14 protein-coding genes are annotated in these 11,829 nt (G+C 35.7%); 8 read left to right on the forward strand and 6 right to left on the reverse strand.

All coding sequences use genetic code 11. The features are described 5' to 3' along the window. Nucleotides 1–24: 24 nt before the first annotated feature. The 5 genes from FG27_RS16905 to FG27_RS16925 all read left to right on the forward strand — a co-directional run bounded on the left by FG27_RS16905 (nt 25) and on the right by FG27_RS16925 (nt 3,878). Nucleotides 25–1,305 carry a Glu/Leu/Phe/Val dehydrogenase gene (locus FG27_RS16905; protein WP_037321210.1) on the forward strand — a complete coding sequence of 427 codons (1,281 nt, stop codon included), beginning with the start codon at nt 25–27 and terminating at the stop codon, nt 1,303–1,305. A gap of 13 nt (nt 1,306–1,318) precedes the next feature. After that, nucleotides 1,319–1,726: a GreA/GreB family elongation factor gene (locus FG27_RS16910; RefSeq protein WP_037321211.1), complete on the forward strand. Its 408-nt coding sequence runs from the start codon at nt 1,319–1,321 to the stop codon at nt 1,724–1,726. Nucleotides 1,727–1,736: 10 nt separating this feature from the next. Further along, nucleotides 1,737–2,153 carry a hypothetical protein gene (locus FG27_RS16915; protein WP_156101253.1) on the forward strand — a complete coding sequence of 139 codons (417 nt, stop codon included), beginning with the start codon at nt 1,737–1,739 and terminating at the stop codon, nt 2,151–2,153. Between the two features lie 417 nt (nt 2,154–2,570). Continuing rightward, nucleotides 2,571–3,329: an SDR family NAD(P)-dependent oxidoreductase gene (locus tag FG27_RS16920; RefSeq protein ID WP_037321215.1), complete on the forward strand. Its 759-nt coding sequence runs from the start codon at nt 2,571–2,573 to the stop codon at nt 3,327–3,329. A 330-nt stretch (nt 3,330–3,659) separates the two neighbouring features. After that, nucleotides 3,660–3,878 (forward strand): hypothetical protein, encoded by a 219-nt coding sequence (locus FG27_RS16925; protein ID WP_037321217.1) that lies wholly within the window; start codon nt 3,660–3,662, stop codon nt 3,876–3,878. Between the two features lie 422 nt (nt 3,879–4,300). Here the strand turns inward: FG27_RS16925 and FG27_RS16930 are convergent, their stop codons facing one another. Further along, nucleotides 4,301–4,738: a hypothetical protein gene (locus FG27_RS16930; RefSeq protein WP_156101254.1), complete on the reverse strand. Its 438-nt coding sequence runs from the start codon at nt 4,736–4,738 to the stop codon at nt 4,301–4,303. A gap of 254 nt (nt 4,739–4,992) precedes the next feature. Here FG27_RS16930 and FG27_RS16935 point away from each other — a divergent pair, with 254 nt between their 5' ends. After that, the gene (locus FG27_RS16935; RefSeq protein WP_231563347.1) at nt 4,993–5,748 is read left to right on the forward strand and encodes a hypothetical protein; all 756 of its coding nucleotides are present in this window, start codon (nt 4,993–4,995) and stop codon (nt 5,746–5,748) included. 592 nt (nt 5,749–6,340) lie between these two features. Here the strand turns inward: FG27_RS16935 and FG27_RS16940 are convergent. Beyond that, a complete protein-coding gene (locus tag FG27_RS16940; protein ID WP_037321223.1) occupies nt 6,341–6,724 on the reverse strand; it encodes a hypothetical protein in 384 nt (127 codons plus the stop codon). A 96-nt stretch (nt 6,725–6,820) separates the two neighbouring features. Here FG27_RS16940 and xerA point away from each other — a divergent pair, with 96 nt between their 5' ends. Together xerA and FG27_RS18800 are read left to right on the forward strand one after the other, a co-directional pair. Further along, nucleotides 6,821–7,945 carry a site-specific tyrosine recombinase/integron integrase gene (xerA, locus tag FG27_RS16945; RefSeq protein ID WP_051935867.1) on the forward strand — a complete coding sequence of 375 codons (1,125 nt, stop codon included), beginning with the start codon at nt 6,821–6,823 and terminating at the stop codon, nt 7,943–7,945. A gap of 68 nt (nt 7,946–8,013) precedes the next feature. Next, nucleotides 8,014–9,009, forward strand: coding sequence for a helix-turn-helix domain-containing protein (locus FG27_RS18800; protein ID WP_051935912.1), 996 nt, complete (start codon nt 8,014–8,016; stop codon nt 9,007–9,009). A 170-nt stretch (nt 9,010–9,179) separates the two neighbouring features. Here FG27_RS18800 and FG27_RS19545 read toward each other — a convergent pair whose 3' ends face one another. The 4 genes from FG27_RS19545 to FG27_RS16965 form a co-directional block, all read right to left on the reverse strand. Next, entirely contained in the window at nt 9,180–9,302 is a 123-nt protein-coding gene (locus FG27_RS19545) for a hypothetical protein (protein WP_255351501.1), read from the reverse strand. 2 nt (nt 9,303–9,304) lie between these two features. After that, nucleotides 9,305–10,429, reverse strand: a complete 1,125-nt coding sequence (locus FG27_RS16955; protein ID WP_037314187.1) for an IS91 family transposase — start codon at nt 10,427–10,429, stop codon at nt 9,305–9,307. 2 nt (nt 10,430–10,431) lie between these two features. Continuing rightward, nucleotides 10,432–11,136 carry a tyrosine-type recombinase/integrase gene (locus FG27_RS16960; protein ID WP_369794080.1) on the reverse strand — a complete coding sequence of 235 codons (705 nt, stop codon included), beginning with the start codon at nt 11,134–11,136 and terminating at the stop codon, nt 10,432–10,434. A gap of 245 nt (nt 11,137–11,381) precedes the next feature. Further along, nucleotides 11,382–11,744, reverse strand: coding sequence for a hypothetical protein (locus FG27_RS16965; protein WP_037321225.1), 363 nt, complete (start codon nt 11,742–11,744; stop codon nt 11,382–11,384). Between the last annotated feature and the right edge of the window lie 85 nt (nt 11,745–11,829).

The raw sequence follows: 11,829 nt of genomic DNA on the forward strand, positions 1-11,829 counted from the left end.
GTGAACATTTTCAATAAAAAAATAATGATAGCGACAAAATCAATGCCCAAACAAAGTATGTATGACACGGTTATTAAACAGTTTAATAAAACTGCCGGCATCATAAATTTGAATCCGAATATTAAAAAGATTCTTGAAATTACCAATAATGAGATTGTGGTGCACTTTCCAGTTAAAATGGATAATGGAAAAGTAGAAATTTTTACCGGGTACCGCGTTCAGCATAATAATGCACTGGGACCTTATAAAGGAGGTTTAAGATATCACCCAACGGTAGATGTAGATGCCGCCAAGGCACTAGCGATGTGGATGACCTGGAAAACATCTTTAGCAGGTCTACCTTATGGTGGAGCAAAAGGTGGAATTCAAATAGATCCCCGGAATTATTCTGATTCTGAACTGGAACGAATTACCCGTAGGTTTACTTATGCGTTAGGTGAAAATATAGGGCCAGAACATGATATTCCCGCACCAGATGTAAATACAAATGCTCAAACTATGGCCTGGATTGCAGACACCTACATGTCTACAATTTCAACTTCTGAAAGGTCTCAAAACCAACACGTGGTAACTGGAAAACCAGTTGGTTCTGGTGGTTTGGAAGGCCGCGATCGTGCCACTGGTTTTGGAGTTTATTTAACTACCAAAGAATTGGTGAAATCTAAAGGTGAATCTTTAAAAGATAAAACTTTTATCGTGCAGGGATTTGGAAATGTAGGGTATTGGGCTTCAAAATTTTTAATAGCCGATGGGGCAAAAATGATATCCGTTCAGGATGCGCACGCTACTTTATTTAATGCAGAAGGTATTTCTGTAGAAAGTTTATTTGAGCATTCAAGTCCAAGAAAAGGCTCTATTCAAGGTTTTGAAGATGCAAAAGAAATTGACCCGGCAGATTTCTTTGGGTTGGAATGTGATATTTTAATTCCTGCTGCGCTGGGGAACCAGATCACAGGAGATAATGCTTACCAGATTAAAGCTTCTATAATTGCTGAGGGCGCAAATGGGCCTACCAACGAAGAAGGAGAAGCAATTCTATTAGAAAAAGGAATCACTATAATTCCTGATATTTTATGTAATTCTGGTGGAGTAATAGGTAGTTATTTTGAATGGCTACAAAACAGGAATGGCGAATTATGGGAATTGGATGAAGTGATCCTTAAACTGGAGAAAAAATTGCTTCAGGTGTTTAAGAAGGTTGAAAAAGAAGTTGAAGAACGAAATACCGATTGGCGAACTGCGGCGTACATTCTGGCTATTTCCAGAATTGAGACAGCGTATAACCAAAGGGGTATATTTCCTTAATTAAGTTTGAAACATGAAATATGATGTTATTATTATAGAAAAGGTAGAGTATGAGCTTTTAAAGCGAATCGTTTCTATGGCTCAATATTATAAAGATAGTACTTATCGTGCATCTATAGAAAAGCTAAAGAATGAACTTGATCTGGCTAAAATTGTTAATGAAGAAGATATGCCAGAAGATGTGGTTCGTTTTAATTCTAAAGTGGGAATTGCAACTCCATTTAGTGTGAATAGAACATATCAAATAGTGACCCCAGATCAAAGTAACATCAAAGAAAATAAGATTTCTATTCTAGCACCCATGGGCCTTGCCTTATTTGGTTACGCCCAGGGCGATGAGGTAGAATGGGAATTTCCTACCGGTAAAAATGCAATTAATATTGTCGCAGTTGAGCAGGTAGTAAAAAAAGTAAAAATATAAAAAATAGGGTATGATGGAAGAAAAGTTTCAGGAGCATTATGGAGAAGAAGAAATACAAATTTTAAGTATCCAGGCTGAAGCATTAGATTGGGAAGAAAACTTAATTTTTATAAGTGAAGAAATTAGTTTCTTTGGCAACATCTTAGCCTCAGGTAAGAAAACTATTAATGTTGAAATAAATAAAGAAGATGCTTCATATCTTAAGGAGCAACTGGATTTATTAAATAGGGCAAATGAGTTTCACTTAACTACATTTTTTGACTATAAAAATAAACTGGAAGGTTTAAAAGAATGTGATGATGTGCAGTGTGAAAACTTCTATTTAAAAGATCACTTAATTTTTAAAACTTCACTTCGAAAACATTTTAGAGATTTCAGGAAATTGAAGCTTTTAGTTTATAAATTCTTAAGGGTGAATTTCAATTAGTTTAGAAATTTTACTGTGTTTGTTTGATTGAGGAAGGGCGGTTAAAAACCGCCCTTTTTTTATTAGTCGATTAAGAGGAACGTAAATTCTTATTATAGCGTCTTGAATTCACTTTAAATAGTACTAAAGGAATAGCCAATGTATTAATTGCGTAATCTATGATAATTGTCATAATTATCTCATCCATAAATAGTTAATTTTAATTAATGTGAAGTCTCATTTAATAAATGAAGTAGGAGAAAGTGAGTTGAAATAATGATTCTTCTCATAGGATAAAATTGCCAGACAGGGTTGAACTAAACTAAAAAATGATTTTGCTTAATTCTACCTTGTTCTATCGGTAAAATTATCTACAAACTTAACAGATAAACATTCAGAATATTTCCCCCCAATTATTAATAACTAAAAATAGAAATAATGAAAAGAGCAGAAAACAAAGTAGTTATTGTAACGGGAGGTGCATTGGGGATTGGCCGGGAGACTTGTATTTTATTAGCTAAAGAAGGAGCAAAAGTAGCAGTGACAGATATTCTTGACCAGAAAGGAACAGAATTGGTAACCGAAATAAAAAAATTAGGGGGAATAGCAAATTACTGGCATCTAGATGTTTCTGATGAAAAGGAAGTTAAAAAAGTATATGCAGAAGTAGTCAAAGAATTTGGCAAACTTGACGCTACTGTAAATAATGCAGGTATTGCCGGTGTAGACAAACCAACCCATGAATTAACAGAAGGTGAGTGGGATTCAGTAATGAACGTGAACGTAAAAGGAGTATTTTTCTGTACCAAATATGCGATTCCGCATATGAAGAAATCTGGCGGTGGGAGTGTTGTTAATCTTTCTTCAATATATGGAATCATTGGCGCCGGGGATATTCCCCATTATCATGCTTCAAAAGGCGCGGTTAGATTAATGGCTAAAAATGATGCATTGATTTATGCTAAAGATAAAATTAGAGTGAACTCTGTACACCCCGGATTTATCTGGACCCCTTTGGTTGCAGAACTTGGAAAAGATATTCCAAATTTCAGGAGTAATTTAGACAGTCTTCATCCTATTGGGCACGTAGGTGAACCTATTGATATTGCTTATGGAATACTTTATCTAGTTTCTGATGAATCAAAATTTGTTACCGGTAGTGAATTGGTAATTGACGGAGGATATACTTGTAAGTAAGTTTTCCTGAAATATTCAGACAAATAAAATGGAAGTAGGTAAGAGGAAATTATGAATTCAGCCTTAAATGCTTTTAAAGTTAATGAAGTTTTTAGAAGTTTTCAGAGCGAGTAAGAATTAGTTATATATATTGCAGATTTTCGGCTTTATATTGTTTGTAAAATTTGCTCAAAACTGAAATACTAAGTACATTCTAAAACATTATTTAAAAAATATTAAATTAATTAGAGAAGAACTTTAGTCTTCGCTTTTAATTTAGTTAGTTATTGTTATTTTAGACAAATAGAACATATTAAGATTTAATCACTATTTTATATTTAAACATCAATTATGGGAAGACCTTCCACAAAACCTAAAGATCTGAGAGATGGATATTATATTGAAGTCCGTAATAAAAACCAAAGAAGCGGAATAAAAATCCGCCGGGATACCAAAGAGCAACTCCTTCTGGCAATAGAGGAATATAAAGAAAGTAAGGAAGTTATTGTTCTTGGTAAATCTGAAAACGGAACAATGAAAGATATTCCGGGACTTGAAAGCGGTTCTTAGCTTAAAAATGAACTGAATTCCGTTAGAATCGATTCACTTTAATTTAAAGGAATCATATTTAAGGGTATGAAGTTAATTTTGGGAGAATTGCTTATAAAAAAATCACGACTATCTCTAGCTGGAGCTACATGTGAAATTTCGTTAAAAAGGGGTAATTATATTTATATAGTTACCCTTAATTTTTAAAAATTTTAAAGTCAATTTTTTAGGGTCTTTTTCAAGGAAATTTTTTCCCGAGATGCGAATAGTAAGCTGAATAACTTCTAAAAATAATTAGTTTCATTTTAAAGAAATTTGAAATTTAATAAAACTGAAAATTTCAGCCTGGATTCAAGTACCATTAGAGTATTTTAATAATTTCAAACTAGTTGAAGTTTTACAAGATATCAAATTTAATGGACAGATTATTTCTCCTGAAACTTTTAATCTTCACTAATCTCATAAGTATTTGTTTCAAAATCATACATCAAAGTAAATTCACCCGGTGAGTCATGGCGATAATAAAAATATGGTTGAAAATCCCAATTAATTTCTGTTAAGGTAATGGTTATGAAATCTACATTCTCTCCAGTTTCTATCTTAATTCCCGCTTTTTTATATTCTTTGAATACCTGCGAAAAAGTTTCTCTTCCATTATTCGTACTTCCAGAAAAGGATATATATCTAGAAATTAAATTATTGAAACCATCAGTTTTATAATATTCAAAATCTATATCATAATCCGTCACAGAATCCTTGAAATATACCCTAGTTTCTACTAAGATATCTTCGTGAGAAGTGAGTTCGGTAAATTCATCTTCAATGGTGCAGGAAGAAGATAGGAATAGGAGAAAAATAATTAGAAAGAAGTAATTTTTCAACAGAAAAAGTTTTATTGATTTAGTTAATGCATTGGAGAATTGAAATTGCAAAATAATCAATTACTTTAATTATGTTTGAAAAAAATTTTTTTTTTGCTAATTCTTTGTAATAAAATACGAATCTTAGCATTTCTACATTAGAAATAATTTAATAAAAAATGTCACAATCTTTTCGTTGTTTGCTAATATTATTTCTTCTTAGCCTTATAAATTTTTCCGGTACTGCACAAGAAAATGACCTTGAATATGGTTTAATGAATGTGGGAATAGGAGGTGTTATAGGAGGAGTTGGGGCGGTAATCAATAAAGAGCCAGGTCAGAGATTTGGAAAAACTTTAATTAAAGGGTTTGCTCAGGGTGCACTGGGAGGTTATTTTGTTTTTGAAAGTAAAAGGTTGATTCGCAGATTTGCAACAGAAAAGAACTACAACTATATATGGCCTTCAAAACTTGTTAACGCAGCAGGAAGTTCAATCATTGAAAACGCCGCTGCAAACAGGGAACTTTGGGAACGTATGCATTTAAACTTAGCATTTAATCGAATTGAAATTGATTTTAAAAATAATTTCAAGCTGAAGTATAGAATACTGCCATTCGCATTATCTCGAGCTGCATACCTATTCACTCAGGCGAGGCTCGATGTAGATCGTAGTATGATATTTGGCACCCTGATTTTTAATCAACGAACACCAAAGATTTTGGATGAGTTGGGATATAATGGTGGGGCATACTTTAATTCAATTTTATTGAGAAGAGGAATCGGTCAAAGAACTGAGGCCCACGAAATTATTCATACCTATCAATACGAAAACTTTTCAGGAATAAATACTTTTCTTGATCGTCCAATGTCTAGGTTAGAACAGGAGAGCAAATTTGTTAGAGTTTACAATAAAATCTTTCATACCGATTTTAATGCAATTTTCAAGCAGGGATTATATAGTTTAGAGACTGAAATAAAAGGTTATAGGGAAAACTTCTTTGAAAAAGAGGCTAGATATTTTTCTGAATAAGCTGAAATTTATTGAAGATCATGTTTGCTGGAAAGTGTTTAACCGTATTTGCCAGTGGAAATTTAAATTTCAGAAGCTTTCTTTTTATATGATTATGGTGTATTATTTTTTATAATAATCAATACCGTTAATGCCTGTAATTGGTGAGATAAATCTACATTTTTCCATGAAAAATTAAATCAAATTCTATATCCCTGGATTTTGGAATCGGAGTAATAAGTTACTTGTAGAACTATATAATATTCTCCTCAAATTATTTAATTATCGATTTTCTTCATAATATATTGTTGATAACTATAGAAAAAAGTTTTTATAGGATGATTAGATTATGTATAGATTTGAAATCCCTACACTATTGTACTTAAGAGTTTACTCTCACAGAATGAAATCATACCTCATAGATGGATATGATCCAAATTCTTTTTGAGTTTTTTAGACGTTCCCTATTTCCTGATGATTTTAATATATCAGGGAGTGAAAAATAGAAAATTTATAATTAAGCGTAAATAATTCAATGTAATTGACTGCGGCGAAGCCATGTGATTTTTTCAACTTTGAAAAAACAGGGGCTATCGTACGATCAATATAAATCTTAAGTTTTTTCCATATAGGTTTGCCATGTTACAAGAACATATTTCTTTTTTCCGTTTTCATACCTGGCAAGAAAACCAAATTCATATACAAAGAGGTAAACTTCCTTCTTGCTGTTTTTCCAATAGTGCGTAAAGTAATTAGGATCGAAGCCGTGTTGTTTTAAAATGTCAGCTCTAACCGTGGCTTTCCCTGCTTTGTTGAAGCTTTTTAAAATCCTTCGATTGGTTTTTAATTGACGGTCTACTTTTGCATAGAATCCGGCAGCTCCTTCTTTGGTTTTTTGATAATGCCAGGCACTTTTACAATAGGGATCGCAAAACTTTTTATCTGGACGGCCTTCCAGTTTTTTATTACAGGCCAGACAATGTTTTTCAGTTTCCATAATTATAAAGCCGTTTTAGTCGTATAATATACGGATAATAAACGTTTTAGGGTTTAAGTCTGTTTACATTTATATACCAATAAATGCGCAGGCCATATGGATAGGAAGTATATTACTCTAAAGAATTTAATCATTGATAAAGAAAAATGTATAGGGTTAAAATTCTTTACCGATAAAGTAGTGCAGGTTATGGTGGACAACTTACCCGATGTACAGTGGAGTGAGAAGTTTCGCATGAATTATATCTTAAACACACCGGCTAACCTGGAGCTTGTTTTTAAGACCTTTCGTGGTGTTGCCTGGATCAATTGCAATCATTTTTATTCCAAGGCAAGTTTTGGACGCGAGGAAGAACCTGTGAACGTTCAACAACTGCAAAATAGGGAAGAGGTAAGTGGAAAGCGATATTGCCCTGGAAGTTACCTTAGAAAGTTAGAATTAAAGAGGTATGCCAATAGCACGATCAAAACCTATGTTTCTTGTTTCGAAACATTCATAAATCATTACAGTGACAGGGAGATAAAGGATTTGAACGAAGAGGATATAAGATTGTATCTTCAGAAATTGATACGAGAGGATTTTTCACATTCCTATATTAACCAGGCCATTAATGCTATTAAATTTTATTATGAAGTGGTACTGGAAATGCCCAATAGGTTTTATGCCATAGAACGTCCCAGACCTATAGAACAACTGCCGAAGGTCCTGGCAAAAGAGGAAATAATGGCTATTATTGAGCATACTAATAACATTAAACACCGATGTATAGTAAGTTTGCTTTATTCGGCCGGTTTAAGAAGAATTGAGCTCTTAAATTTAAAACTGGAAGATATAGATAGTAAGAGAATGGTGATTAAGGTAAGATCGGGCAAAGGAAATAAAGATAGGTTTACAATCTTAAGCGAAAAACTACTTGGTGATTTACGAAAATACTATAAAGAATGGCGACCGACTAATTTTTTGTTTGAAGGCCCTGGCAGGAAAGCCTATAGTCCCGAAAGTGTTTCGAGTATAGTAAAGAATGCTGCGAAAAAAGCGAAGATCAAGAAGCGGGTGACACCCCATATGTTACGACATTCCTTTGCAACCCATCTTTTAGAGAGTGGAACCGATTTACGATATATCCAGGTACTCCTTGGGCATAGAAGCACCAAAACAACAGAAATTTACACGCACGTGGCTACAAATATTTTTTTTAAGATTAAAAATCCATTAGATTAGTCATGTAAAGACATAATAGATATAAATGTAATACTGCATTTATACGTACGTTGTGCAAAATTTAAAAGATGAATCCAGATATAGAAGAAATTATCAAATACGACTCGGAAGGAGTAAAGATTGATTATAAACGAGAAGAATATTCTTTAGGAAGAAATATTAAAAAGTTTGAAATTTTAAAAGATATATCTGCTTTTGCCAATCACCATTCAGATGATGACAAATTTATAATTATAGGTGTTAAAGAGGAAAATGGAATAGCTAAAGAATTTTTTGATATTGAGTTGACTGATGAAGCAAAATATCAACAATTTATTTTGGAAAATATTGAACCAAAAATAAATTTTGAATATAAAGCATATGAATTCCAAGGAGTCAACCTTGCCTATTTCAGAATATTTAATAACTCTTCAAGACCGTATCTTTTTAAAAAAGATTTACAAAATCCAGTAAATAACAAGACTGAATATAGAAAAGGAGATGGCTACATAAAAATAGGATCATCTTCAAAGAAGATTGACAGATCTGATTTGGAACATATTTATAAAACTCGATATATTTCTAAAGATCGCAAACAAGACATTGAAATTAAGGCTTATTATGGCAAGCCTGGAGAAAACAGTGAACTTTATACATTCGATATAAATTACATTGATATTGAAATAATTAATAATTCAAACAAATCGATTGATTTCGATGTAGAAATGAAGGTCAATAAGAATGACCTTTTTCAATTAATACCGGAGGGCCAATTAGTTAAAGAAATTAAAGAGCAGGACAGAAAAAGAAATTCCCATTTCGGGGTAAATCTCGATTTTCATACCCCAATTTTCAATCTGGATATCAGTTTTCAGGAAGAAGATGACTTCGTGAGCATTGAAAGATATACAAGATCAAATAAAACTGCAATTAGTCTTCCCCAAAATTCTAAGGAAATAGATGTTTTTCAGGGGCATCTATTCGTTCTGCAAAAAGAGATAAATAAAATAGAAGCGACTGTTATAATTAGGAGTGATGACTTTACGAACGGTGCTCTTATAAAACAAATAATCTTTAAGAAATAAAACTTTGCACAATAACTAAGCGTTCGTGTGGCCGGAACGGCCGAACATGAACGCCCTGTTGACTAAACCGGTTCTTTGCCGGTCAGCCATATATGGGGATTAGTCTGTTTTTAGGAGGTAGTATTTGTCGGATAGTAAACCTAGCCTCTATGCAAGATATCGGCTTTTGGCTATTGACCTAAGGTCAAGCTGCTTTTTACTATGGTTTTTCCCTGGTACTTATAGGATTTAATACAATTTTGATCGTTTTGAGCCATAGGTTTCCTGTTACGCCCGGAAGGATCGTTTTTCATACTTATTTATTTGATTGTTTTCTTAGTTTTTCCATCCAGTATCCTGGTGGGCCTCGCGGGGTAAAGGTAGTAAGGGTCACCAATTTTCCTTTCTTGCATACCGGGCACAGGCGGTGTTGAAGTGGTTTACGCTCTGTGAGTTGTACTCGTCCCAGTCTTTTCTGTAGCTGGGTAAGTGTAATTTTTTTATGATAGGAACTCAAGATTCCATAATGCCGTATGCGAACAAATCCTTTGGGAAGTATGTGAAGCGCGAACCGCCTGATGAATTCTGCATCGGATAAACGCAACAAGGATTTTCTTCCCCCGTGGCGGTAGTCCTTTACAGCAAATATAACGCTTTCATTATCCAGGTTTTTAATTCTGTGGTTACTGATGGCGATCTTGTGGGTATAGCGACCGAGGTATTCCACCACCTGGGCTGGACCTAAAAAGGGTTGTTTACAATAAACTACCCAATCATTTTTAAAAAGGCTTTCGTAGAAGTCTTTGGATTGCGGTTCCAGTTCCTTGCGAAGGGAAGCCACAAAACGAGCCCTAAAAACGGTGCTCATAGCCTTAACCGGGAACAGGTATTTACCTTTGCTTTTTGCAGATTTCCATTGACCGCTTTGAGCAATACCACCCCCGGGAACAATACAGTGCAGGTGTGGGTGTAAAGAAAGGTTTTGCCCCCAGGTGTGCAGGATGGCGATCATCCCCGGTTTGGCACCCAGGAATTTATGGTTCGATGAAAAACCCTGAACCACCTGCCAGGCTAATTTGAAGAGTAGGCCATACATTTTTTTAGGTTCGTACAGGCATAGGCGGTTGAGCGCTGATGGCAATGTGAAGACCACGTGGAAGTAAGGCACGTTTAGGAGTTCTTCTTCCCGTGCCCGGATCCATTCCTCCTTTTTATGTCCCTGGCACTTGGGACAATGGCGGTTCCGGCAACTATTATAACTAAGATGGAGCCTATGGCAGGAAGGGTTGTTACAGCGGTCGATATGGCCACCCAGGGCAGCAGTGCGGCATTTACGCAAGGCGTGCAGGGTTCTTGCCTGCCAGCTGTTGTAACAGTATTTGGATAAAGATTCCGTGTTCCTTTCCAGTACCTGGGCCACCTCGTGAGCAGCAGGTTTCACGGCTACTCCTTGTAGAGCCGATCAAGCGGACTGAACGGCTTCTGCCTACCGAGTTGTGCCACGTGAAGGTAGGTGAGCGTGGTTTGGATATCTGCGTGTCCCAGTAAATCTTTGACACTGATAATATCCAATCCCATCTCCAAAAGGTGGGTGGCATAACTGTGCCGAAGGCTATGGGTAGTGATATCTTTCTGGATCCCGCTGTGTTTACGGGCTTCCCGAACGATCCATTGCACCCCCATGGCAGATAACTGGGCTGGATCACCTTTCCTGTCGTTGCCATTAAAACACCAGGTGGTAGGATGGTCTGCAGCGATATATTTTTTTAGGCCACGGATTTGCATCTGGGATAAAGGAACATAGCGGTCTTTTCTGCCTTTGCCCTGGCGGATGTGAAGCATCTTACGATCAAAATCCAGATCTTTGAGTTGCAAGCCACGAAGTTCGAAGCAGCGAAGGCCGCAGCCATAAAGCATTGCCAGTACCAACCGGTGTTTGAGAAGTTTGGGAGTTTTAAGCAGTTGTTTAATCTCGCTACGGCTTAACACCACCGGGAGTTTGTGGGGCCGTTCAATGGAAGGTAGCATGACCCGCATCGCTTTCATCCCGGAGATTCGATAGGCATAGCGAAGACCATAGACCGTATGCTTAAAGAAACTGTCCGATGGTGTTTTGTGCTGGGATTTTAGAAGGTGCAAGTAGTCCAAAACCTGTTCTTCATCGAGGTCCAGGGGACTACATTTAAAATGGAGGGACATATGCGCAAGGCAGCGGGCATAGTTGGTAAGGGTACTTTGGCTTTTGCCGGCGAGTGCTACGGAACGCTTTAATTTACGGTACAGCTGATCAAACTCGGGTACAGAATTACAGGCCCTTTCAATGAGGGTACTACTTTTTTTTCATAACTTTCAATGAATTAATTACACAATACCTAAAGGTAGTGAATAGTGATTTAGCGATCTCTTGAAGCTACCTTTAGGTTTAGTTCAACAACATATAAAAACAATGCTAAAGTTCGTCTCAAATCGAAACTCCCTGCTTGCTTGCTGCGCCTGATTTTCCTGCGGAAAATCACGCTCGCCCGCGCACAGTTTTTATACGGGACGTTGTGAGTCATCAAAAGGATTTTTCGGGAAAAAATTGAAAATAGAGAAAGCTGGTAATTTTTGTTTTTCAATTTTTGGTCGTTTAATTGGCAACTGACCGGTAAATCGGCAAAGGCTTTTATTTTTGAAAATCTATTTTCAGTCATTTTTGCATTGGCTTGTAAGAACTTTAAAAAAAAAGGTTTTTTATCGGCAATTGTAGTTTTCATCGGGAAGAAAAAAAGCTACGTGTTATAAAATCATTCAGCCGCAAGTGGCGCTTTTTTGGGTGAATTTGGATGTTTCGGCTTTCGG

The sequence above is a fragment of the Salegentibacter sp. Hel_I_6 genome (assembly GCF_000745315.1).
GTDB lineage: Bacteria > Bacteroidota > Bacteroidia > Flavobacteriales > Flavobacteriaceae > Salegentibacter.